The following is a 25,219-nucleotide window of genomic DNA, read 5'->3' as shown; positions in this document are numbered from 1 at the left end:
GAAAGGGTATATATCATTTTTTCTGGAACGAAGTAAGCCCTCGTCTCCAAACTCTTTATAATTCTTTACCCATATTTCAATTGAAGATTTATGTGCTATATCAAATTTTTTTGCTAGATATCTGGTACCACCTTCACCTCTAATATAGGCAATAACTACTTTTTTCTTAAATTCATAACTATATTTTGCCATGAAAATACCGACCTCCCAATCGTTAGATTCTTAGGTCTAACTTTTGGGGGTCGGTTCAAAAAGGAAGTCTATTTTTTATTTATCCTATCTAATAGATTATATGCTTTTTTAATATTTTAGTATTCATATACCTTTTTAAAATCCGATGCATCTTTTTTCATAGATGCTTTTTTCGTTTTTGCATATACTTGTAAATCATAAGTTGTATCGATTATCATCCATTGTTTATTTTTAGTATCATATATTTCATTCCATGCATGATACCCCACAGCATTTTTAGGAGCATACCCTGTTACTAATTTTGCTGGTGTTCCTTCACTTCTAAGCATTGCTGCAAAAAGAGAAGAGAAATCATAACAAATACCTGATTGTTGCTTTAAAGTTAAATCCGGAATGGGAATATAGTTTTTAGATAATGAAGATGACTTATTATAATCATATATATTATTTTTAATAATATAATCCCATAGTACTTCTGCTTTCTTTGCTATATCACTTGTTCCGCTTGTTAAAGAGGAGGCTTTTGCTACAGTCAGTTTATTTTGAGACCAATTTATATTTTGAACTGAATTCAAATATACTGAATTAGGGTCTTTTAAATTTATATCAACAGTTGTTGAAGAAATCATTTTATAATAACTTGCAGAAGTATTCTCTAATAAACTTATATTATAGGTACCATTACCCATCTGTAAAGGAAAGCTTTCCTTTGTTCCATCATTTTTTATATCATAAATATATTTTTCTTCGCCCTTCTTGATAATTATTTTAGCTTTTTTATCAGTATTACATGACACATTAATTATACCCTTATCAACCTGACTTGTATCAAAATAATTGTCTGCATTGGATATAATTGAAAAAGCTAAAATAAAAACCAATACTAGCATTATAAATAAAGCCTTTCTTTTCATTTAAATCCCCTCCACATTTTTCATTTCAACGTAATAACCCTCATTTTTACTTCTATTAAGTTGTTTCAATTATAAGTTAAACAATCAAGAGTAATTTTATAATCACCTTTTCCATTCTGATTAGCTAATAATATCATGTCTGTATGTACTCCACATGGTTCAATGTTTCTTCATATCCACAACTCTACTTTAATCATAAAAACTATTATACCTTTATAATAATATTTTTTTACTAATTTTGTCAATTGTTATACCAAAATTAAGTAAAAAATTTATATATATATAATATATAAAAGAACTCTGTTATTGCATTATTTTAACAATTTGTATATATTATACTTTAAAGGTTCTTGTCTAGCCTTCCACATTTTATTATAATATTATTTAGTGATACTATTTTTGATAAAGTTTTTAACTATTTATAATAAATCAACACAGTATAAAGGAGATTATGACTATGCAGCAACATAAAGAAGCTATTGTATCAAAAACAAAACCTTTTTCATCAATTGAACTATCAATATTCTGTGAGCAAGTTGCAATGATAATTCAATCAGGTATGTTAATCTACTCCGGATTACAAATGATTACAGATGATACAAAGGATATGAGAATTAAAAGAGTTCTACAAATAGTTTCTGATCAGCTGGCAGATAATAATTCTTTTGACAAAGCCCTGTCTGCTACAGGCGCTTTTCCTTCATATATGATACATATGGCAGCAATTGGAACAGAAACCGGCAAACTTGATATAATTATGCAGTCCTTATCAAAATACTACAATCAACAACATAACATGAAGGAAATGATTAAAAGTGCTGTTATCTATCCTGCTATATTAATTGTTATGATGCTTATAGTTCTTATTTTCCTCATGGTAAAAGTTATTCCTGTCTTTGAAAATGTTTTTCATAGTTTAGGTATGCAGATTTCTCCAAGTGCAGCTTATATGATAAAAATTGGTAATATGTTGAATAATTATTCTTTTGTTTTTCTTATCATATTATGCATTATAGGTATAGTAGTAGTATTTCTAACTAAGACGCAAAGAGGAAATTCTATTATTAATAACTGGATATCTCAAAGGAAATTTTCTGAAAAATTCTCCATATCGGCTTTCGCATCATCAATGTCTATTATGATTTCAAGTGGCATAGATACAGAGCAATCTCTAAAACTGTCTCTTGAAGTTATTTCAAATGTAAATATAAAATCCAAAATAAATAATTGTATTAATTTAATTGTTAATAACAATAAATCTTTTGTTAATGCTTTTGAATGTGTTAACATATTTTCCAATACGACTATGGGAATACTTTCTATTGGTTCCAAATCAGGAAATTTAAATTCAGCTATGGATTATATTGCAGATATATATGAAAATGAGTATCAATATATTATTACAAAAAATATTTCTCTTATTGAACCTATTTCTGTAACTATACTATCTATTTTAATAGGAAGCATATTAATTTCAATTATGCTCCCGCTATTGAGCGTAATGTCTTCAATTGCTTAAGGAGGTCTATATGAGTATTAATTGGAAGAAAAACTCCGGTTTTTGGAAAAGCTTAATTATTCCTCTTATTGTTTTTCTTTGTTTTATTATATTTCTTATTTTAGGTGTAAATAGTATATTAAAAACATCAAACACAGAAAGCATAAATGTTTTGCAGAATTCAATACAGAGAGCAATTATACAATGTTATTCTATTGAAGGAATGTATCCTCCATCAATTGAGTATTTAGAAGAAAATTACGGAATTGTAATTGAACATGAAAAATACGTAGTTCATTATGAAGTATTTGCTGCTAATATTTTACCGGATTTTTATGTTATAGATTTAAGCACAGAATAAAGGAGACTACTTAATTATGATTAAAAATTTAAAATTTAATTATAACCACAGATCAGTGGAATTAATTTTAATTTTAATACTTCTTTGTATTTTTTCATTTACATGTCTTTTACTTGTCTCATTTGGCAGCAACATATACAAGGAAATTACTAAAGAAATGGATAGTAATTTTCAACTTAGAACACCTTTATCATATATAAGTACCAAAATACGTCAGTATGATGCAGAAGACGCCATTTGGTTAGAAGAAAAAGATGGTATAACTGCATTGGTTTTAGAGTCAGATGATGCAGGCGAGTTATGCCAGACATGGCTTTATGAATATAAGGGCTATCTTTACGAACTTTACATAGAAAAGGGAACTAATTTTAATTTAGATGATGGAATTGCCATAATTCCAAGCTATGGGCTTAAGCTTTCCATGGCAAACCAAGATAGTATTTATATTCGTTCATATGATTCAAATAAAAAAAGTATGCGCCTTCTTCTAAGCTTACGCTCCGGGAAACATGAAAATGGAGGCTTTAAATGATAGATAACAGAATTACAAAGTCTAATCTATTTTTAATTGAATTGATTATTGTTATTATGTTTTTTGCATTTGCAAGTACAATTACCCTTCAAGTTTTTTTTAAAGCAAATGAAAAGTCTGCTGATTCAACTGCTTTAAATGGAGCTCTTATGGTTACGCAAGCAGCAGCAGAAAAAGCAAAAAGTATTACATATACAGATCTTAACAAAATAGCCGAGACTGAATATTTTGATGAAAATTGGAACCCATCGAATGTTGAAAATGCAAAATATACTCTTAATACAAAAATTAAAACCGAAACAAAGAATAGCGGTATAATGGTTACATTAACTTATAAAGCAAAAAGTTCAACTGAGACTATTTATGAGTTAAAAAGCAAAAAATATTTCCCTAATGAAGAAAGGCAAATATTATGAGCAACAAATTTAAATTGAGTCTAGGTCTGGGAGGGCCGTCAATTATCATGATTTTTGTTATCCTATGTTTAACTGCTCTAGGTACTCTTTCCCTTTTAACAGCAAATTCCGATTGGAAGCTTACAAACAAATATGAGCAATTTGTTACTTCATATTACAAAGCTGACAATAAAGTTGAAGAATGGCTGGCTGATGTTGATTATACCTTAAAAACAGGAGAACAACCAGAGTCAGATACCTTTACTGCTTCTGTTTCTCCCTATCAAAAAATAGTAGTAAAAATTAAAATTAACGGCACAAAATATGAAGTTATATCACAAAAGTTAATTACAACAAATCAATGGAAATATGAAGAAGATCAAAATGAATTTAACGATATTATATTAGATTAAAGCGAGGAATATATTAAATGGATATTATAGAGTTTTTTAAAGAAGCTATAAGTAATAATGCTTCAGATATTTTTATAATTGCAGGCAAACCTTTAAGTTATACGTGTAATAGTGAATTTATATCTATTGGTGATAAACTTTTGCCTCCTGATACACAAGATATAATCCATAAAATTTATGATCAAGCTTCAAGAAACATTAATATATTAAAGGAAAATTTTGACGATGATTTTTCTTTTTCTATACCTAATATTGGTCGTTTTCGTGTGAATACATTTATTCAAAGAGGCTCAATGGCAGCTATTCTTCGTATTGTTTTATTTAATCTTCCTGATGCCTCAAATCTTGGAATTCCAAAACAAGTGACTGAATTTCATAAATTAACCAAAGGATTGGTATTGGTAACAGGTCCTGCTGGTAGTGGAAAATCCACTACTTTAGCCTGTATAATTGACCAAATTAACAAATCCAGGTCAGCACATATCATTACACTTGAAGATCCTATAGAATATTTACATCGTCATGACAAAAGCATTGTAACTCAAAGAGAAATATTTTTAGATACTAAAAGCTATTCTAAAGGATTGCGTGCAGCACTAAGAGAAGCTCCAAATGTAATTTTGCTGGGCGAAATGAGAGACTATGAAACCATAGCAATTGCCATGTCTGCCGCAGAAACTGGTCAGCTTATATTTTCTACACTACATACACTTGGAACGGCAAATACTATTGATCGCATAATTGACGTATTTCCTCCGGATCAACAGCACCAAGTACGTATTCAGCTTTCCATGGTACTTAAAGCGGTTGTTTGTCAGCAATTGATTCCTTCTACAAACGGAAAGCCTGTTCCTGCATTTGAAATTATGATGTGTAACAATGCTATTCGTAACATGATAAGGGAGTCTAAAGTACATCAAATTGATTCTATTATTTATTCATCTAAGGATCAAGGCATGATAAATATGGATACTAGTATTATGAATTTATATGAAAAAAAATTGATTACTAAAGAAAATGCTTTAGTATACAGTTTAAATCATGACGCTATGAAAAAATCTCTATCAAAAAAATAAAAAAATTTATAGTACAGACTTATAAATAATCATTTTAAAAAAAATATATATCAATTACCGCTTTTCTATAAGTCTTATAAAATTAAATCTCTTATTATTAAAGGCAATATTATAATAAAATAATATTGCCTTTAATAATAAATTTTAAAAAGAAAGGTTTGATTTTTAGGGATTCAAACCTCTGTTTATTATACACCCATTCTTGTTCAATTGCTATAAGGAAATTTTTTAATATTAAAATTATCGTTAAGCAATTCCCAGTTTTGCGGGAAAGGATATCCCAAAACCCAATAGCTTATACCTTTTAAATTATAATCTTTTACTAAATCAAATTTTGACTGTGCACTTCTTGCATCTTCAAACCATACTTCATGCAATCTTCCCTTTTCATCTTCATAGCGATAATAAGGTGATTGGGCAACCGTATCATATTTAATCTCAGCTCCGTATTTTGCCGCTCTTTTAATAGCTTCTTGTGTACTGAAAGTTTCTGCTTCTTGACCTTCTTTATATGGTAATAACCAATCACGTGCATAAATTTGAAATCCAAAGTAAATTTTATCTTTAGGAATAACAGTAACTGCATAATCAAGCACTTTTTTAATCTCATTTATAGGTGAAATAGCTCTTGGAGGACCCATTCTATATCCCCACTCATAAGTCATTAAAATAACAAAATCTGCAAGGTCACCATGCGCCTTATAATCGTGAGCTTCGTATAATTGCCCCATTTGCTCCTCACTTGTTTTTGGTGCTAATGCTGTGGAAACAAAATATCCTTCATCATGCATGCGATCTACAACAAGCTTTAAAAATCTATTATATGATTCACGATCTTGTGGATAAACATTTTCAAAATCAACATTTAAACCTTTATATTCCTTCTCTTTTATAATATGTACAATATTTTTTATTAATTTTTCCTGAACCCTGTGATCGTTGAGTACAATATGTGCAACATTCTCTCCTTTTTCGTTTACAGTAAAATTAGTAATTGTCATCATTGGAGCAACATTTTCTTCGTAAGCTGAATTTATTGCCTGCTTATCTTTTATTTTATTTAGGTTACCATTTTCATCTATTAAATAAGCAAATGGACTTAAAAAACTAAGATTCTTACCTCTTTCTTTGACAATAGGTATGGCACTTTCACCCAAATTATAAATATATGCATTTACATCTATTTCTGGCTTCTGTTTATAAGGAATAATTAATTGAGTATCTGAGTACAAAGTATATGGACTTTCTATATTATTTATAATTAATAAATCTTCCAAAGACACGCCATATTTTTCAGATATTTCATATAGTGTTTCACCAGGTTTAACTATATGAATAGTTTCTTTTTCTGGAATTATTAAAGATTGACCAACTAATAAATTCTTTGGATTTGGTAATTTATTTAATTCTATTATTTCTTCAATTGTTACATTATAAAAATCTGCAATATCAGAAATCAATTCATCTAGCTTTACGGTATGAATAATCATATAAAGATGTCCTCCCTATTATATCTATACCATAATCTATGTTTAATATTTTTATACATTACATAAAATTTATTAATAATTGAATTACATTGTTTTTTTATGTTTTTCTACCATATTTATCTATTCTTCTAACTAAATGTATATTATTTCTACACCTGCAAAACGAATATCTCCAACTAATGTCAAAGTCTCCGTTGTTATTTTTTCATTTTTGTTTTTTTCGCTAATTGCACCTAAAAAGACCTTGGTTTTATCTTCAATTTTCCAAGTTTTCGGTATATATAATTCTATTCCAGAAAAGGACGCATTAATATTAGCTACAGCATTTCCATTTGGTATTACTGCATTATCAAAATATACCTTCATCGCACCAAATGAACAGTTAAAATCACCTTGCTCAAAATTATCCGTGTTTACATACTTTATACTGGCTCCAAAAGAATTGTTAAAATTAACATAACTTTCATCTTCTACATTAATTTTTTCAAATTTATAATCTTCAGAGTTATAATATCTTTTATCCCATCTTATTCTTTTGTGAAAAATCATAGAAAACCCAATACTTCCAAGAAGCGCTGCAATTAATACAGTCCAAGGTGTAATATTTGTAATACCTAATTGTTTATCATATATTATACAAAGAAATGCAATAGGGAAAAAAACACCTGTAAAATTAATACGAATTAAACTTTTTATAATAATTACTATTAGAAAAACTGATAATAATAAGCTAAATATATTTATGTCAGGAAAATACCCAAGCTTACTTATAATCAAGAAAACAGCACCTACTATAAATAATATACCCCAAAAAATTCTTTCTTTTTTCATTTTATTTCCTCTTTTCTAATAACTTAATTTTCAATGGCTTATAATAATATCTTGATATATATACCTGTTTATGAGTATTCTTAAATTCAACTTTACTCGATGATGATATGTTATGTTTTATGGAATAAATACAATCTGTATTAAGAATTGTTGATTTTGAAATCCTCATAAAATAACCTGGCAGAAATTTCTCAAGTTCATAAAGTTTATATTTAACATTAAATATATTATCGATAGTATGCGCACAAACACTATTATTTTCTGTTTCAAAAAATAAAATCTCTTCTAAAGATAAATAATATTCTGTATCACCTCTGTAAAAAGTTAATTGTTTCTTTTGAGATAAAATATTATTAAGAGTAACTTGAATATCTTTAATCTCTTCATTTAACTCTTTACATTTAATGATAATTTCATTTTCTTCTATCTTACTATCTACTTCAACTCGTATTTTCATATTTTTACTCCCCACATTTTTAATTATATTACCCATTTCTTATTCTGTAAATATAACTGTAGTAAGAGGTAAATTATCAGCTGTAAGTGGTATATTTTTAAACTTATATTGTTTAGTAATGCTTCATAATTCTTTTTTAATTTTTAAAACTTACGAATATTAAAAAACCCCAATGTGGGAAGTTTCATACCCTCATGCTGGGATTTTCTGAAATAAATATATATTTAAAATTTACATTTACTTATATATTTATTTATACTATTTTTTTAATTAACTATTTTATAAGCTAACATTCTTTTAATATCTTAGTTATCCTAACTATTATTTGTGGTATGTTTCATTTTTATTTATCTTAAAACTTCTGTATATCTGCTCTAAAAGTATTATTCTCATCATTTGATGTGGGAATGTCATCTTTGAAAAAGATAGTCTGAAATCAGCTCTTGATAATACTTCATCAGACAATCCTAATGACCCTCCTATTATAAAAGCTATATCACTTTTCCCTTCAATTCCTAACTTATTTAACTTCTCAGCTAATGCCTCTGAAGAGAGTTGTTTGCCTAATATTTCCAAGGCAATAACGTACGTATCCTTTTTTATATGTTTTAATATGGATTTCCCTTCCGCCTCTATAACGGCTGATTTTTCAGCGTTTGAAGGATTATCTGGAGATTTTTCTTCTTTTAATTCGTTTATCGTTAATGTACAATATTTGCTCAATCTTTTACTGTATTCACATACTGCATTAACCCAGTATGACTCTTTTAATTTACCGATACAAATAATTCTTATGTTCATATCATTATAACTCCTATTATGGTTTAATTATTACATATCTCTTATATTTATAATACCTATATTAATAATAATTTTTCATTTACACATTTCATCTAATTATATATAAATACTAAAAGTATAAATATATTCTAAAAAAAAATTCGGACAAGGAAGTAATATCCCTGTCCGAAGTATTTTATCTTTATTCTACTGTTTCTGTCAAGGTAACATCTAAGTTTATCTTTTTTGAATTTCTTAGAACCTTTAATGTAATTTTATCACCGGGTCTATATTGATATAAATCTTTTATAAGCTGGCTCATGGTCTCTACTTCTTTATCATTTATGCCAATTATTACATCATCTTCTTTTAGACCAGCTTTTGCTGCTGGAGATTCTGTATATATTTGTACGACATAAACACCCTTCTCAGCCCCAAAATCTTCATTTGGATAAGCTTTTACAAGATCTTCTACACTTATACCCTTTATACCAATATAAGCCCTATTAAATTCCCCTTTTGTAATGATTTCTTCAACTATAGGTTTCGCTGTGTTAATAGGAATTGCAAATCCTAATCCTTCAGCACTTTGAGCCTTTGCTGTATTTATTCCAATAACCTGACCTTCGCTGTTTAATAATGGACCTCCACTGTTGCCTGAATTAATTGAAGCATCTGTTTGAATCAAATCATCAATAGTTGTAGAACCTTGACCATCTGATATGGAAATGGAACGATTTAATCCACTTACTACTCCTTGTGTAACACTTCGTTGAAATGCCATTCCAAGAGGATTACCAATTGCTACAGTATATGATCCAACATTTACTTCTTCTGAATCCCCAAGTTCAGCTGCGACCAAATTATTAGCTTTAATTTTTACTATTGCAAGATCTATACTTGCATCATTCCATAAAACCTCACCTTTTACATCTCTACCGTCTGCAAGTTGTACTGTGATTGTTTTAGTAGAACCATCGTTTACTACATGTGAATTTGTAAGAATGTAACCTTCTTTATCAACTATTATCCCTGTACCTACTCCTGTAGTTTTTTGAGTTTGCTGTCCAAAAATACTCTGAAAAGTGATTTCTGATTCTGTGCTAATACCAACTACTGAAGGGATTACTTTTTTGGCTACTACCTCTGCTGTATTAATATTACTTTCTGGCTTTATAGTTATTGTATTGCTTGTATTATTGCCCAGTATATTCTGACCAAAATACATTGCAGCTATGCCGCCTCCAAATCCTGATGCCAAAGATAAAAATACGATTAAAACAATAGCCAGCACCTTATTACCATTTCTATTTCTTTTGGGTGCTTTATTCTCTACAAAGATTTCTCTTTCAAAATCAATATTTTCTTCTGAGTTTACTTCTTTGTAAATATTATCTTGTTTTTCTAATTTTTCATTATCCATTTTTATCAACCTTCTTTTTATATTTCATATGTACGGCTTATTTCATCCCTAATAATAGTATTTAAATAAACATGTTTGCCTATATAATAGTTGGCTTCTTCTAATATATTTTTTACGGTTTGATAAGCCATTTCAGGAAAATTATTTTCTCTGCTAAGATGACCTAATAGTATTCTTCGTTCCTTTTTATTTTTCGTTAAAAGTTTTACGATAGCCTGACCTGCTGCCTCATTTGACAAATGTCCTTCATCTCCTAATACACGCTGTTTTAAAAACCACGGGTATTTACCTATTTTTAACATTTCAATATCATGATTTGCTTCAAGAATAAGAATATCAGCATTTTCAACTTCGCATAAAATCTCATCATTCATATATCCAGTATCAGTAACAACACTTATCTGTTTATCCCTTGAGTAAAAAGAAAATCCCACAGGATCAGCAGCATCATGTGAAACTTTAAAAGGTTTTACTCTTATATCTCCAATGGTAAATATTTTACCTGTATCAAATGTTTTCATTTGATCTTTACAAATATCTTTATTTATCATCTCCCATGTTTTTTTATTTGCATATACATTTAAATTATTATGTTTTTTTGTTAAAGTTTTTATACTTTTTGTATGATCACTATGCTCATGAGTTATAAGAAGTGCCGATAAAAATTCCAAATTTGTTTTGGTTTTTTCTAGGCCTTCTAATATTTTCTTTCCGCTAATACCTGCATCTACTAAAAGAGCTGTATTTTGAGATTTAATAAGGTAACAATTTCCACTGCTACCACTTGAAAAGGAACAAAAGTTTAATGTCATTTTATTCTCCTTATTATGCTATATAATTGTGATAATTTAATGTAGAAAAATTGAAAACATAAAGAATTTATCGATTCTTTATGCTTGTATATGTTTAATTTTTCCATCATTGTATGTAATTTTCCAAGTAGGTGAAGCCGTATCCAATACTGATGACTCTGTGTCAAAAACACTTCTGTCAACCCAATAAACTAATTCTATCTTCTTAATATAAATTTCTTCTTCTTCTTCTTCATTCTCACTCATAAATTTCATCAAAGCATCACTAGCCGGCATTATTTCTTTTTTTGAATTTCCAAATTCAATTGGTTTTAACCAATATCTGTCAAGTTTTATTACTTTTCCATCTTGAATAATACAATTTACATAACTGTCTTCAATAAGATATCCTTCGAAAACATTCTTATATTTTACAGTCGTAACTTCATTATCTTGAATAACTTCATCAAAAGTTATATTTTTTTCATTAATACCACATTCCTGTAAAAAATTATCTGCCATCTTTATATATTCTTCTTCAGTTAAATTTATTTTTTTACTTTGCGTTTGATTCTTAATAGCATTATCTAAATTTTCTTGATTTAAATGATCATATTTAACAGATAGTACCGGCAGGCGATTTTGTTTTTCAGGAATTTCAGTCTGTAAAATAATATTTTTACTTTTTAAATGCTCAATAAGAGCAGCATTATCAAAGCTTTCAAAATTATTTTCTTTATTAAAATAAGAAAAAATTAATAAAAGATTCGTAAGAATCAACGCTATAATTAATATACTTTTTGCTCTTGTCAAATCCATATTGATTCCTCTTTATTCAACAGAATATGTAATAGGCGAAGCATTATACAAATCAAAGTAAATATTAATTCCCTCTATAGTTATTACCCATACCGGTTTTAAATCAAACCCAGAAGAGTCATTAGTTTCAATTCTTATATAGCCTACCTGTACTTTAGTAATGCGCTTTGCCACATCTTCAAATATATCTTGAGCACTACTTGTCTCAAAATTTTTTCCTTCATTTTTCAATGAACTATAAATATATTCAGTATTTTGAGCTATCATATTTACAGCTGAAAATGCCTGATTTATTTCTGAGTTTTCAAAATTACTTTCATGAAAATCAATCATATCTCTCTTATACAAAATTACTTGCTGACCTCTTACTTTAACTGTAATTATGTCATTATTTTCATAAAAAAGTTTTCCTCCATTTAGTTCTACACCGAAAGTGATATCATAACCTTTATTTTTTCCTGTAACTTCAGTAACTTTTTTAACATAAGTATTTATTTTTGAACCATTTGAATAATTCCATGTTCCATGTGTTTGAACAAAATTCAAGGCTATATCCAATGATTCAAAATAATCCTTACTTGAATAATTCTCTTCATTTAGTTCTTCTTTATATTCCAAACTACCATCAGGTTTAAAAATTAAGGTTTTATCTCCGTAACCATACATAAAAATTATGTTTCCGTTTTTTTCTTCTATATTTCTTGTAAAATCAAAGCTTTCACCAAAAAATTTTTCTGCAATGCTGTTTATTTTATCCTTATCATCAGTATATATTTCCTGTTTAGCTTGAAATTCCGTCATTGTTGTATTTAATGATAAAGGAATAATCGTTCTATTATCCACTCCCGAATAAATTCCTAAAGGATAATATGCGTCATAACCCTTTTTCTTTATATTATCAATAAGTTTTAAAAACCATGAAAATTCTTCATCACTTATCAACATATAATATTTCTGATTTTTATCATCACTTATAAATAAACTTTCCATACTTGCCTTCGAATATCCAATAGATGTCATCATCTCAATTGAGTTATATTCTTGGGCACTTTCAATACCGTATTTTTTACAAAAATCAACAAATGGAATAGAATAAGAAAATTTTGCCTGTATAGAAGGCTGATTCATTACTTCTGTATACTGTTTTTCTGTTATTTCTTGTACTTTAATATTTTGGGATTGTCCGAAATTCTTTAATTCTTTTATGATACTATCTTTATTATCTTCTGAATTATCCCATATATAATATTGGTCATACGGTATTTTATAAAAATTATCACCGCCAAAACAAACAATTATATCTTCCGGCTTAGTAACATCTTTTATTGTTAAATCCTTTTTTTGTGATATTCCTTCTTGAAATCTTATATCATCAAATGATGCACCCAGCCAAAAAAAGTATAAAAGTAGTATTGTTAATAAAGACAATACTACTAAAATAAATGTTTTTATATTTTCAGTAATTTTTTTGTTTAGCTTCACCATAATAAAACGTCGCCTCTAGTTTAAAATATGGATTTTAACACATTTTGTATAAATTTAAAAGTTCCTGATTGTTCTGTTTTAAATAAATCCGGAGAACTATCATTTTCTTTTGCATTTACAAAACTGTAATTCGTATATTTTATTTTACCGTCTTTTCCAATTGTATCTACTTTAACTTCATATAATCCCGGTGTAATATCTATTTGTTTTGTATAAAAACTTAGATTATTATTACATGAAAAAGTTTCTGTATCCATAACAGTTACATTTTTTAAATTATCCTTCGTAAGTGTATTTGAATTCTTTACTTCGTCCGAATTAATAGATTTTTCAACGCCATTTACTACTATTTTCTTTTCATATGCAGTTACATTAATAGTTTGCGGTTTTGTAATTTTTACTGAAATAAGAAGATTATTTGCCGTAGTAGTACTACCTGTAACCGGATTAACTATACATACAGCCGGATTTGCTGCTGCAAATGCAGAAGTAGGTGCAAATACTAAAGACAGAATAATTACTACTGCAATTAAATATTTTTTCAATTTTTAACCTCCTTCTCTTATTATTTATTTCTAAATAAATTTACCTTATGTTATACTACATAGTATATAATATGTATGTTACAAACGTGTTACGCAGGGTTTAAGATAGCTTTACAAAACAAAATAGAGAGGAACAATGTAATATGAAATCAATAAATATATATACTGACGGTGCTTGCTCTGGCAATCAAAATAAAACAAATATAGGTGGTTGGGGTGCTATTTTAGAATATGGAGAACATAAAAAAGAATTGTTCGGAGGAGAAATTAATACTACAAATAACAGAATGGAAATGATGGCATTACTAAAAAGCTTAGAATCTTTAAAAAAAGAAAATCTTGTCATAAATGTTTTCTCTGATAGTTCCTATTTAATAAATTGCTTCAGACAAAAATGGTATGAAAACTGGTATAAAAACAACTGGAAAACTGCTAAAAAAACTCCTGTTGAAAATAAAGATTTATGGGAATCTCTATTTTCTTTTATTCATAACCATAATATTAACTATTATCGAGTAAAAGGTCATGTTAGTTTAAAAAATCCAAATACAAAATTAGATACTTTATACAGTAAGTTTACTGAATGGAACGGTTCTGATTTTTCTTTTGATGATTTTTTATATATAACTAAAATGAATAATCGTGCTGATGAACTTGCTAATTTAGGCATGGATGAATTAAGGTAGATATATTAAACAAAAAATTTATATATGTACACAGACTATTTATAATATTTCCATTATTAAAATTGCCATATCATCTATTGGCGTACGATCCGAATAATTTATAGCCATCTTCATAACTTTATTTATAAGTGTATTCCCTTCCACATTCAAGTTCCTGTTTATTGTTTTAATAATACCTTCCGCCCCGAATTCTTTGTCATTTGAACTGTTATATATTTCTGAAATACCATCAGTATAAAGAGCAATTCTATCACCTTTATTTAAATCCAGTGTAACAGTCTCATGATTAGATTTATTTATTAAACTGCAAATAGGCATACCATTGACCACAATTTCCTCTGCGTCTTTACCCTTTTTTATAAAAATAGGTAAACAATTATGACCTGCATTTGCAAAAGTAATTCTATTCAGTTTTTTATCATAAATACCTCCCAGAATCGTCAAATATTGTTCATATCCAACATTTAAATCATTAAAATTTTTAATAAGTTCATTTAATATATCTTTAATATATATAGAATCTGTTTTAGTACCTCTTATAACCTGTCTTAAAAAAATGGTTAAAAGGGATGACTTTATTCCATGACCAGATACATCTGAGATATAAATAAAACATCTGTCATCATCTAATTTTACTACATCAAATAAATCTCCGCCTAAATCTTCACTCTGAACATAACTGGAATCGATTTTGAATGAATTACAGTATATACCATCTTTTGGTAGTGCCTGTGTTTGTATATGCTTTGCAAATTGAATATCATCTTTTAATTTTTTATAATGTTTTAAAAGTTCTAACTCTGTCTTCTTTTGATCTGTTATATCCTGAAACAATTCAATAGAGAAGCTTTTATCATCGCCTAAGTTTACAGGGGAAGACATAACTCTATAAAACCTGTCTTCTATTTCAACATCTTTAGAATCAGGCTGTCCTGTATATTTAGCTCCTGTAGTAATACAGTGTTGGCATCTTTCATTATTTCCAAATATTTCATAACACATATTCCCTATTGTATGTCCAAAAATATCTCTCATTTTTTTATTCATGTAAACAACTCGATGCTCTAAGTCCATAACTCTTACCATGTAGTCCATCTTATCAATTACTTCATGCATAAATTCTGCATTTTTTCTTATTGCCATTACCCATTATTCCTCTCAAAAAAAATTCTTAGTGCTTCTAAATATGAATCTATTCCTTTTCCTGAAATTTGTTCTATACATACGTCTTTTATAACTGATTTTTTTCTGAATTCTTCCCTATTATTTATATTGCTTAAATGAACTTCAATAGTAGGAATACTGACACTTGCTATAGCATCTCTTATTGCTATGCTATAATGCGTATACGCTGCAGGATTTATTATAATCCCATCAATTTCATTGAAACATGATTGAATTTTATCAATTATATCACCTTCGTGATTTGATTGATAAAATTCAACTAAAATATTATAGCGACTAGCTTCTTCCTCTATTCTTTTATTTATATCATCCAATGTTAATTTTCCATATATTTTTGGTTCTCTAATTCCAAGCATATTTAAATTAGGACCATTTATCACCTGTAATTTCATATTTTCTTTTACCTTTCTTGTTTGATATCTAGTATACTACTTTTTACTTATTTGGTAAATTGATTTTATTAATGTTTCTATATCTCTTTTTGTATTAAAAGGTCCTACACTTACTCTAACAGCACCGCAATCCCAAGTACCTATCGTTTTATGTGCAAGACCTGCGCAGTGAAACCCTCCGCGGCAGGCAATACCATATTTTCTGTTTAAATCATCGCAAACTTCTTCACAACTCATATCATCAATATTAAAAGTTGATATACCTGCTTTATTTTTGTAATCACTAGGACCATAAAGAGTGACTCCTTTTATATTTCTTAACCCCTCATCTAGTCTTTTAATAAGTTGTTCTTCGTGATTTCTTATATTTGTTATTCCTTTATTCATTACATATCTTGCCGAATATCCCAATCCAATTATTCCAGGTGCATTTACTGTTCCTGATTCAAAACCCTCCGGATAATCTTCTGGTTGATATATTTCTCTCGATAAAGTCCCTGTTCCACCTTGTTTCAATGGACAAAGTGATATTCCATCTTTAACATACAATACACCTGTACCAAGCGGTCCTAATAACCCCTTATGACCTGGAACCGCCAATAGATCTATATTCATTTTCTCTACATCAATTGGTATACATCCTGCACTTTGTGCTCCATCTACTAAGAATGTGATTCCTTTTTCTTTTGCTATAAGACCAATTTCATCAATTGGCATAATTGTTCCTGTTACATTTGATGCATGAGTACAAATGATTAATTTTGTATTTTCTCTGATACCTCTTTTGAAGTTTTCTAAATCAAGACTACCGTCTTTTTTACATTTTACAATAGTAAACGATACACCTTCTTTTTCTAGAGCTTTTAAAGGTCTTAACACAGAATTATGTTCCATTGTAGTTGTAATTGCATGATCACCTTTCTTTAAAATACCTTTAATAGCTATATTTAAAGATTCTGTTGTATTTAAGGTGAAAATAATTCTGCTACAATTATCAATATTAAATATCTTACCTATTGATTTCCTTGATTTATATATTTCTTCTCCTGTTTTCATTGACATTGCATGTCCTGATCTGCCAGGATTACCACAATATCTAGCCATACAATCCTCCATAGCTAATATCATTCCAACTGGCTTTGGAAAGCTTGTAGCTCCATTATCAAGATATATCATTTTACACCTCTTTCGTTTTTCATTATGAAAAACCTTTTAATATCTAATTATATTATGCATTTTAAATATTTTCTGTTACATTTCATCTCTGTATATTGTTTAATCTACATTTAGCCATTTTCACTAGTATTAATTAAGTAAAAATTATTATGTTTTTAAACTACATTATTATGTAAAATAACTTTTTCTACACAAAAACAAGAGGTGTTTCACGTGAAACACCTCTTTAAACCGTTAATATTTCAATATTATTTATATATGTTTACCAACATTTGATAAACTCAATAATATTTCTATCAGTCTATCTAATTCTTCCTTATTATAATATTCCAATTCAATTCTTCCATTTTTCCCTTTATGGTTTATAGCTACCTTTGTACCAAATAAAGTTTTCAATTGTCCTTCTATATCTAAAATTTCTTTATTTTTTACTCTTGGTCTGGCCTTTGGTTTTGGCTTCCTACCTTCTACGATTTCTCCTGATAAAATTTCTATTTCCCGGACTGATAATCCTTCTTTAACTGCTTTTTCTGCAAGTTCTAATTGTTTTTTCTCATCTTTAATTACAATAAGTGCTCTTGCATGACCATTTGTTAAACTACCATTTATAACATAGTTTTGAATTTTATTTGGCAATTTTAATAATCTAATAGAATTAGTTATATATGGCCTGCTTTTACCTACACTCTTTGATACTTCTTCCTGCGTGAGTCCATATGTAGAAATCATTTGATTCAGAGCTTCAGCTTCTTCAATTGGATTTAAGTCTTCCCGCTGCATATTTTCTATAATAGCAATGAGCATATTCTGCTCTTCAGTTAAATTTCTAACTACACAAGGTACTTTTTTTAGTAAAGCTTTCCTTGCAGCTCTCCATCTTCTTTCACCTGCTACAATTTCGTATCCTTTATTAGAGGGTTTAACCATAATTGGTTGTATAATACCATGTGCTTCTATGGATTTTGCCAAATCATTTATCTTTTCTTCTGTAAAATTCTTTCTAGGTTGATTTTCGTTAGGTTTAATATCATTAATATCAAGGAGCATAATAGATCCACCCTCTATTGTATCTGTGGTAGATTCTTCAATATCTTTTGTGCTTATTTCTACATTATTAAATAAAGCTTCCAGACCTTTCCCTAATCCTCTACCTTTTGCTCCAGCCATTATTCTTCACCTTCCAATTCTAAAAATTCTTCAGCAAACTCAATATAAGCTTCAGCACCCTTTGACTTTGGATCATATTCGGTAATTGGCATACCATAACTAGGAGCTTCTGCCAATCTTACATTCCTCGGAATAACAGTAGCATATACCTTTTGTCTAAAATATTTTTTTACTTCTTCCACAACTTGTATTGATAAATTAGTCCTGCCATCAAACATGCTTAAAATTACACCCTGTATTTCCAAATTTTTATTTAAACTTTTCTTTACAAGATCTATAGTACTCATTAACTGGCTTACCCCCTCCAGCGCATAGAATTCACATTGAATAGGAATAAGTACGCTGTCAACTGCTGTAAGAGAATTTATTGTAAGCAAACCTAATGAAGGAGGACAATCTATAAATATATAGTCATAATTACTTTTAATTTTATCAAGAGCTTTCTTTAAACGTTTTTCTCTGCCCTCTAATTGAACTAATTCTATTTCTGCTCCGGCAAGTTGTACACTTGCTGCAATAATATCTAAATTTTCAACACTGGTTTTTAGAATTGCTTCTTTAGGATGCATTTTATCATTAATTAAAACTTCATACATGGTTTTTTCCAACCCTTTTTTAGCAATTCCCATTCCACTAGTTGTATTTCCCTGTGGATCAATATCTAAAATAAGTACTTTTTTTCCTTTTAAAGCTAAGCATGCTGCTAAATTTATATTTGTAGTAGTTTTACCAACGCCGCCTTTTTGGTTAAATATCGCAATTGCTTTCCCCAAAGTTATTCCTCCCTTTTCTCTTTATAACTATTATTATTTCAACATTTATTTCCTAATTTTTAAATTAAACCAAAATAGCTAATTAACATTATATACTATGAATCAATTTTTAACTAGATAAAAACAATAAATTAATATTTAATATTTTTAATTTTTTTCTTATCCTATTTATTTAATAAATAATACTCTGATTTTAAATAAACCATTTTATATATATTTTTTACTTTATTTAATTTAAAAAATATGTAAACTCTCATAACTTTAGAAATACTGATTACATAAAGCAATATTTACATAAAAAAAATGCAAATCACAAAATCAATAGATTTAGATTTGCAATAATATGTTATTTTAATATTTTTTAATTATAATACGTAGATTTGTCCATAATAATTTTTTATTTTAATAAATGTTTCACGTGAAACATTTAGACGTGAAACATTTAAATTCAAAACAGAGTTCTATTCAACCAGCGATAAATTATTTTGTAAATTACTTTTTGGTATGGTAATTTTAACTTCTAAATAATCCCCTTTATCTTCCTGATGATACTTAGCTCCCTTCTCAACTTCGTTTATAGAAGAAAAGGCTTTTTTTAGTGTATTTATGTAAATTTTGTAATTTATGTATTTTACTTTATCTCCTTTTCTTTTTTCTTCTTCATGTTTAACAAGTATATCATCAATTAACTTTTCCGTTTGCTTAACATTTAAACCATTAGCTGTAATCCGCTGCAATATCTGAGCCCTAATTGATGAATCTGGAATTCTAAGCAATGCTCTGGCATGTCTTTCTGAAAGATGATTATCTGAAAGCACTTTCCTTATATCAGACGGTAAAGCCAATAATCGTATCTTATTAGATATTGTAGACTGTTGTTTACCCATCTTTTTAGCAATTTCAGTTTGAGTTAATCCATAATCTTCCATAAGTTTTTTATAAGCCTCTGCTTCTTCTATATAGTTTAAATTTTCTCTTTGAACATTTTCAACTAATGCAAGCAAAGCTGTATCCTTATCATTTGCATCTCTTATTATTGCCGGAACTTTCTTAAGTCCTGCCATCGTAGCTGCTCTTAATCTTCTTTCACCTGCAATTAAAACATACTGATCTTTGGCATTTTTCCTCACAATAAGAGGCTGTATAATTCCAAACTCTTTAATAGAGTCTCTTAATTCCATTAATTCCTTATCCTCAAAAACTTTTCTAGGTTGATCTTGATTGGCGGAAATGAATTCAATCGGTATTTCCATTTGGTCAACTTTTTTTAAAAACATGACAATCCCCCCTTGTCCTAAATCCATACAATCTACTTCATATATATATCATAACAGATAAGACAATAGGTACTAAACCATTACTACACAACAAAAAACCTCTAAAATCGTTATTTTAGAGGTTCTTTCCCAGGAATTCCTGCTTTTCTTGGATATTTCGATATAGTATTTTTAATTTTCTTTATAATTATAATTTGATGATCTAAATCAAAACAATCAATATTCATTATTTTTTTCTTCTCTATTATACCACCTAATATATCTATTGCTTTTAAACTATTATCAATTTCTTCTTTAGCATTACCTGTTTTGTATGCTGCAAAATATCCCCCTACTTTAACAAATGGTAGACAATATTCCGATAATACTGATAAATTGGCAACTGCTCTTGAAACACATAAATCAAACTTTTCTCTGAATTCTTTTTTATGTGCAAATTCTTCTGCCCTACCATGATACAAATTAACATTATCAATATCAAGGCTAGTTTTTATTTCATTTATTATTTTAATTCTTTTATTCAATGAGTCTAAAAGGAAAAATTCTTTATCAGGATAAATTATAGCCAATGGAATTCCCGGAAATCCTGCACCGGTTCCCACATCTATTATTTTTTTGAACTTTTTCATTTGCTCTAATTCACAACAAGCTAAAGAATCAATAAAATGTTTTTTTACAAATTCCTTCCTATCAGTAATCGCAGTGAGATTAACCTTATCGTTCCATTCCAATATAGAATCCATATATTTTTCAAATTTTAGAATCATATCATCATTATAATTTATATTTAATTGCTCTAATGCTCTTTTTAATTGATCCATAATATTTTGTTAAAATAAACCTCTCTTTTATACTATAACATGACATTAGTTTCCAAGCATGTTTCAATGATTCTTACATTACAGCAACGCTGTTTCAATCATTAGAATCATTATAACATGACACAAGCTATCAAGCATGTTTCAATGGTTCCCTCATTACAGCAACGCTGTCTCAATCATAGAAATCATTATAACATGACACAAGTTTCCAAGCATGTTTCAATGGTTCCTCCCTTACAGCAACGCTGTCTCAATCATAGAAACCATTATAACATGACACAAGCTATCAAGCATGTTTCAATGATTCTTACCTCTCAGCAACGCTGTTTCAATCATTAGAATCATTATAACATGACACAAGTTTCCAAGCATGTTTCAATGGTTCCCTCATTACAGCAACGCTGTCTCAATCATAGGAACCATTATATCGCTTTCCTATTTCGTTTCAACTTCTCCAAATAAATTAAAAGTACATTAATATCTGCTGGAGACACTCCTGAAATTCTGGAGGCTTGACCCAATGATACAGGTTTTAACTGATTTAATTTTTGTTTTGCCTCGATTCTAAGTCCATCTATGGCATTATAATCTAATTCCATAGATAATTTTTTATTTTCTAGCTTTTTAAATCTCTCAATTTGATGAAGCTGCTTACTAATATACCCGTCATATTTAATTTGAACTTCCAATTGAGTTATTGAATGTTTCGAAATTTTTGGTCTTTCGTTATCAATTTCCCCTAGTATTTCATATGTTAATTCCGGTCTTTTTAATAATTCTGCAAGGGAAATTTTATTTTGTAATGGTGTACTTCCCTTAGATTCTAAAAAATCATTTATTTGACTTGGAAGTACAAATGTTTCTTCCAATCTGATTCTTTCATTTTTAGCATCATCTCTTGTTTTTATAAAACGTTCATATCGCTTCTTTGTTACAAGTCCACATTCATGACCTTTTTCAGTTAAGCGCAAATCGGCATTATCCTGCCTTAAAACAAGTCTATATTCAGCTCTGGAAGTCATAATACGATATGGTTCATTAGTTCCTTTTGTAACAAGATCATCAATTAGTACACCAATATATCCTTCTGATCTATCTAAAATTAGAGGTTCTTTACCTTCCAATTTTAAAGCTGCATTTATACCTGCAATAAGACCTTGTGCAGCAGCTTCTTCATACCCTGAACTACCATTAAATTGTCCTGCACAAAACAGTCCTTCTATTTTTCTATGTTCAAGAGTAATCTTCAATTCAAGGGGATCTATACAATCATATTCTATAGCATATGCAGGCCTTACTATTTTTATATTTTCCAGCCCCGGAATCGTCTTATAAAACTGCTTCTGGACATCTTCAGGTAAACTTGACGACATTCCTTGTATATATACCTCATCTGTATAAAGACCTTCAGGTTCAATAAATAGTTGATGTCTTTCTTTATCTGCAAATCTATTAATCTTATCTTCTATAGATGGACAATATCTAGGTCCAATTCCTTCAATTTGTCCGCCAAACAAAGCAGAACGAGAAAAGTTTTTTCTAATAACTTTATGTGTTTCCTCATTTGTATAAGAAAGCCAACATGGAACTTGATCTTTTTCTAATTCATCATTCATAAAAGAAAATGGCACTATCTCTTTATCTCCAGGCTGCATTTGCATTCTTTCATAATTTAAACTCCTTCCAAGTGCTCTTGCAGGAGTGCCTGTCTTAAATCTGCGAAGATTTAAACCGTGGGATTTTAAATTATCTACAAGTTCAATAGATGGTGATAAACCATTTGGTCCGCTTTCAAAAGCCCATTCTCCAATAAAAATTTTACCTCCTAGAAAAGTTCCTGTAGCTAAAATAACACTCTTTGCTCTATAAGCTGATCCTGTCTTTAAAACAACACCTCTTACAGCATCATCTTCAACTAATAGCTGAACAACTTCTCCTTGTTTTAAATCCAAGTTTTCTTCTTTTTCTAAAGTTTTTTTCATTTCTTCATGATATCTTGCCTTATCTGCTTGAGCTCTAAGAGAATGAACAGCAGGACCTTTTGCCGTATTAAGCATTTTACTTTGAATAAATGTTTTATCTATATTTATTCCCATTTCTCCGCCTAAAGCATCAATCTCTCTTACAAGATGTCCTTTACCTGTACCTCCTATAGAAGGATTACAGGCCATCATTGCAACTGCTTCTAAATTTATTGAAAGTACTAATGTTTTATGACCCATTCTAGCTGGAGCGAGACCCGCTTCACAACCTGCATGTCCTGCACCTATTACGATCACATCATATTCATCCATAATAAAATAATTCATTCTTCTACCTCTATTTACCCAAACAAAATCTCTCAAAAACTCTGTCTATAATATCATCTGTTACTGTTTCACCAATAATTTCTCCTAAAAGCTCCCAGCTACGTTTTATATCAACTTCAATAAAATCCAAAGCTTCCATTCTTTCTGCCATATCAATTGCATCACAAATAGATTTCTTAGTTTTTTCCAATAAATCTTTATGCCGTACATTTGAAATGAGCATACTATCTTGCTGTTTAACTTCTCCACCATATACTAATTCTGAAATTTTATTTTCAATTTCTTTAATACCAATCTCGTTTTTGATGGCAGTTTTTATAATATAAGCCCTTGGCATTATACTTTTAATATAAGATTCTTCTATTTTTGTTCCAATATCACTTTTATTTAAAAGAACTATTGATTTTCTGTTTTTTAAATACTCTATTATTTCATAATCCTCTGAAGTCAAATCTTTACTTCCATCTATCATAAATATAATTAAATCTGCTTGATTAAAAGATTCTTTACTTTTTTCAATTCCTATTTTTTCAATTTTATCTTTTGTATTTCTTATACCTGCTGTATCAGTTAATTTAACAGGAATATTATTTATACTTAAAAATTCCTCAATAGTATCTCTTGTAGTCCCCGGAATTTCGGTTACAATGGCTCTTGATTCTTTAAGCAATGCATTCATTAATGAAGATTTTCCTACATTTGGTTTACCTACAATAGTAACTTTTAAACCATCTTTTATAATTCTTCCTGTATCAGCTGTAATCAAGAGTTTATCTAACTCATCGTTTATTAACTTTAAACTTTTTATTAATTCATCATACGTTACTTCTTCAATATCTTCATCAGGATAATCTAAGTTTACAGTTACATTAACTAAGATATCCATTATTATTTCACGAAGTTCTCTTACTTTAATAGACAGCTTTCCTTCCATCTGAGATAATGCGATTTCGAAACTTTTATCTGTTTTTGCTTTAATTAAATCTATAACTGCCTCTGCTTGAGATAAATCTATTCTTCCATTTAAAAAAGCCCTTTTTGTAAACTCACCTTTTTCTGCTAATTTTGCACCATTTCTTAAAACCAAAGATAAAGTTTTTCTAAGAGATACATTACTGCCATGACAATTTATTTCAACTATGTCTTCCGTAGTATAAGTTGACGGACCTTTCATATAAACAGCAAGAACTTCATCAATAATTTCATTTGATGAGGAATCCACAATATGCCCATAATATAATTGTTTATTTGAAAAAGATTCATTATTATTTAAATATTTAGGTACAAAAACTTTTTCTAATATTTTTTTTGATTCATTACCGCTTATTCTAATAATACCAATTCCACCTTCACCTTGGGCAGTAGCAATAGCAGCTATTGTATCTTCCATCATATATCCCTTCTTAATATAAAATTTAAAATATTATAATT

The 25,219-nt window shown here is 28.8% G+C and carries 28 protein-coding genes; 8 read left to right on the top strand and 20 right to left on the bottom strand.

The genetic code is table 11. The features are described 5' to 3' along the window. Positions 1–192: helix-turn-helix domain-containing protein (locus tag K292_RS0109495; RefSeq protein ID WP_027399652.1), on the bottom strand; the 192-nt coding region annotated here is incomplete at its 3' end. 116 nt (positions 193–308) lie between these two features. Next, positions 309–1,106 carry a transglutaminase-like domain-containing protein gene (locus K292_RS0109490; protein ID WP_027399651.1) on the bottom strand — a complete coding sequence of 266 codons (798 nt, stop codon included), beginning with the start codon at positions 1,104–1,106 and terminating at the stop codon, positions 309–311. A gap of 457 nt (positions 1,107–1,563) precedes the next feature. Here K292_RS0109490 and K292_RS0109485 point away from each other — a divergent pair, with 457 nt between their 5' ends. The 6 genes from K292_RS0109485 to K292_RS0109460 are packed head-to-tail and all read left to right on the top strand — an operon-like array spanning position 1,564 to position 5,381. Continuing rightward, positions 1,564–2,625 carry a type II secretion system F family protein gene (locus tag K292_RS0109485; protein WP_051280584.1) on the top strand — a complete coding sequence of 354 codons (1,062 nt, stop codon included), beginning with the start codon at positions 1,564–1,566 and terminating at the stop codon, positions 2,623–2,625. 10 nt (positions 2,626–2,635) lie between these two features. Then, the gene (locus tag K292_RS0109480; RefSeq protein WP_027399649.1) at positions 2,636–2,965 is read left to right on the top strand and encodes a hypothetical protein; all 330 of its coding nucleotides are present in this window, start codon (positions 2,636–2,638) and stop codon (positions 2,963–2,965) included. A 16-nt stretch (positions 2,966–2,981) separates the two neighbouring features. Further along, positions 2,982–3,497 (top strand): DUF4860 domain-containing protein, encoded by a 516-nt coding sequence (locus K292_RS0109475; protein ID WP_027399648.1) that lies wholly within the window; start codon positions 2,982–2,984, stop codon positions 3,495–3,497. Beyond that, on the top strand, positions 3,494–3,913 hold the full coding sequence (locus K292_RS0109470) for a type II secretion system protein (protein WP_027399647.1): 420 nt from the start codon (positions 3,494–3,496) through the stop codon (positions 3,911–3,913). The genes K292_RS0109475 and K292_RS0109470 overlap by 4 nt, the downstream gene beginning before the upstream one ends. Then, complete coding sequence (locus K292_RS0109465; protein WP_027399646.1) at positions 3,910–4,305, top strand: hypothetical protein; 396 nt, start codon at positions 3,910–3,912, stop codon at positions 4,303–4,305. The genes K292_RS0109470 and K292_RS0109465 overlap by 4 nt, the downstream gene beginning before the upstream one ends. Before the next feature lie 17 nt (positions 4,306–4,322). Next, positions 4,323–5,381, top strand: coding sequence for a type IV pilus twitching motility protein PilT (locus K292_RS0109460; protein ID WP_027399645.1), 1,059 nt, complete (start codon positions 4,323–4,325; stop codon positions 5,379–5,381). 206 nt (positions 5,382–5,587) lie between these two features. Here K292_RS0109460 and K292_RS0109455 read toward each other — a convergent pair whose 3' ends face one another. The 9 genes from K292_RS0109455 to K292_RS0109415 form a co-directional block, all read right to left on the bottom strand. Continuing rightward, entirely contained in the window at positions 5,588–6,871 is a 1,284-nt protein-coding gene (locus tag K292_RS0109455; RefSeq protein ID WP_027399644.1) for a LysM peptidoglycan-binding domain-containing protein, read from the bottom strand. Positions 6,872–7,003: 132 nt separating this feature from the next. Next, positions 7,004–7,702 (bottom strand): LiaF transmembrane domain-containing protein, encoded by a 699-nt coding sequence (locus tag K292_RS0109450; protein ID WP_027399643.1) that lies wholly within the window; start codon positions 7,700–7,702, stop codon positions 7,004–7,006. Position 7,703: 1 nt separating this feature from the next. Then, positions 7,704–8,159, bottom strand: a complete 456-nt coding sequence (locus tag K292_RS0109445) for a LytTR family DNA-binding domain-containing protein (RefSeq protein WP_027399642.1) — start codon at positions 8,157–8,159, stop codon at positions 7,704–7,706. A gap of 321 nt (positions 8,160–8,480) precedes the next feature. Beyond that, positions 8,481–8,960: a 23S rRNA (pseudouridine(1915)-N(3))-methyltransferase RlmH gene (gene rlmH / locus K292_RS0109440; RefSeq protein ID WP_027399641.1), complete on the bottom strand. Its 480-nt coding sequence runs from the start codon at positions 8,958–8,960 to the stop codon at positions 8,481–8,483. Between the two features lie 181 nt (positions 8,961–9,141). Next, on the bottom strand, positions 9,142–10,362 hold the full coding sequence (locus tag K292_RS0109435; protein ID WP_027399640.1) for a S1C family serine protease: 1,221 nt from the start codon (positions 10,360–10,362) through the stop codon (positions 9,142–9,144). A gap of 17 nt (positions 10,363–10,379) precedes the next feature. Next, complete coding sequence (locus K292_RS0109430) at positions 10,380–11,174, bottom strand: MBL fold metallo-hydrolase (protein WP_027399639.1); 795 nt, start codon at positions 11,172–11,174, stop codon at positions 10,380–10,382. 78 nt (positions 11,175–11,252) lie between these two features. Next, the gene (gene yycI / locus K292_RS0109425) at positions 11,253–11,972 is read right to left on the bottom strand and encodes a two-component system regulatory protein YycI (RefSeq protein ID WP_027399638.1); all 720 of its coding nucleotides are present in this window, start codon (positions 11,970–11,972) and stop codon (positions 11,253–11,255) included. Between the two features lie 12 nt (positions 11,973–11,984). Beyond that, positions 11,985–13,457: a hypothetical protein gene (locus K292_RS0109420; protein WP_027399637.1), complete on the bottom strand. Its 1,473-nt coding sequence runs from the start codon at positions 13,455–13,457 to the stop codon at positions 11,985–11,987. Positions 13,458–13,477: 20 nt separating this feature from the next. After that, positions 13,478–14,002, bottom strand: coding sequence for a hypothetical protein (locus K292_RS0109415; protein ID WP_027399636.1), 525 nt, complete (start codon positions 14,000–14,002; stop codon positions 13,478–13,480). 143 nt (positions 14,003–14,145) lie between these two features. On the opposite strand from K292_RS0109415, the gene K292_RS16635 reads away from it, so the two are divergent. After that, positions 14,146–14,688: an RNase H family protein gene (locus K292_RS16635; protein ID WP_084145957.1), complete on the top strand. Its 543-nt coding sequence runs from the start codon at positions 14,146–14,148 to the stop codon at positions 14,686–14,688. 39 nt (positions 14,689–14,727) lie between these two features. Here K292_RS16635 and K292_RS0109405 read toward each other — a convergent pair whose 3' ends face one another. From K292_RS0109405 to rsmG, 7 genes are all read right to left on the bottom strand, one after another. Then, the gene (locus tag K292_RS0109405; RefSeq protein ID WP_027399635.1) at positions 14,728–15,831 is read right to left on the bottom strand and encodes a SpoIIE family protein phosphatase; all 1,104 of its coding nucleotides are present in this window, start codon (positions 15,829–15,831) and stop codon (positions 14,728–14,730) included. Next, the gene (aroQ, locus tag K292_RS0109400; RefSeq protein WP_027399634.1) at positions 15,831–16,265 is read right to left on the bottom strand and encodes a type II 3-dehydroquinate dehydratase; all 435 of its coding nucleotides are present in this window, start codon (positions 16,263–16,265) and stop codon (positions 15,831–15,833) included. The genes K292_RS0109405 and aroQ overlap by 1 nt, the downstream gene beginning before the upstream one ends. 36 nt (positions 16,266–16,301) lie before the next feature. After that, positions 16,302–17,441 (bottom strand): aminotransferase class V-fold PLP-dependent enzyme, encoded by a 1,140-nt coding sequence (locus tag K292_RS0109395; protein ID WP_027399633.1) that lies wholly within the window; start codon positions 17,439–17,441, stop codon positions 16,302–16,304. A 252-nt stretch (positions 17,442–17,693) separates the two neighbouring features. Continuing rightward, on the bottom strand, positions 17,694–18,608 hold the full coding sequence (locus K292_RS0109390) for a ParB/RepB/Spo0J family partition protein (RefSeq protein WP_027399632.1): 915 nt from the start codon (positions 18,606–18,608) through the stop codon (positions 17,694–17,696). Further along, positions 18,608–19,381 carry a ParA family protein gene (locus K292_RS0109385; protein ID WP_027399631.1) on the bottom strand — a complete coding sequence of 258 codons (774 nt, stop codon included), beginning with the start codon at positions 19,379–19,381 and terminating at the stop codon, positions 18,608–18,610. The genes K292_RS0109390 and K292_RS0109385 overlap by 1 nt, the downstream gene beginning before the upstream one ends. 461 nt (positions 19,382–19,842) lie before the next feature. Continuing rightward, entirely contained in the window at positions 19,843–20,658 is an 816-nt protein-coding gene (locus K292_RS16630; protein ID WP_037372934.1) for a ParB/RepB/Spo0J family partition protein, read from the bottom strand. 110 nt (positions 20,659–20,768) lie between these two features. Further along, on the bottom strand, positions 20,769–21,479 hold the full coding sequence (gene rsmG, locus K292_RS0109375) for a 16S rRNA (guanine(527)-N(7))-methyltransferase RsmG (protein WP_027399630.1): 711 nt from the start codon (positions 21,477–21,479) through the stop codon (positions 20,769–20,771). Positions 21,480–21,596: 117 nt separating this feature from the next. Between rsmG and K292_RS18620 the strand changes: the two genes are divergently transcribed. Further along, positions 21,597–21,818: a hypothetical protein gene (locus K292_RS18620; RefSeq protein WP_156900510.1), complete on the top strand. Its 222-nt coding sequence runs from the start codon at positions 21,597–21,599 to the stop codon at positions 21,816–21,818. A gap of 83 nt (positions 21,819–21,901) precedes the next feature. Here the strand turns inward: K292_RS18620 and mnmG are convergent, their stop codons facing one another. Beyond that, entirely contained in the window at positions 21,902–23,788 is a 1,887-nt protein-coding gene (gene mnmG, locus K292_RS0109370; protein WP_027399629.1) for a tRNA uridine-5-carboxymethylaminomethyl(34) synthesis enzyme MnmG, read from the bottom strand. Between the two features lie 10 nt (positions 23,789–23,798). Then, a complete protein-coding gene (gene mnmE, locus K292_RS0109365; RefSeq protein ID WP_156900509.1) occupies positions 23,799–25,178 on the bottom strand; it encodes a tRNA uridine-5-carboxymethylaminomethyl(34) synthesis GTPase MnmE in 1,380 nt (459 codons plus the stop codon). Positions 25,179–25,219 lie beyond the last annotated feature (41 nt).

The sequence above is a fragment of the Anaerovorax odorimutans DSM 5092 genome (assembly GCF_000426305.1).
GTDB classification, from domain to species: Bacteria; Bacillota; Clostridia; order Peptostreptococcales; family Anaerovoracaceae; genus Anaerovorax; species Anaerovorax odorimutans.
The sequence above is the reverse complement of the archived record's forward strand: the minus strand, read 5'-3'. Positions and strand labels throughout refer to the sequence as shown.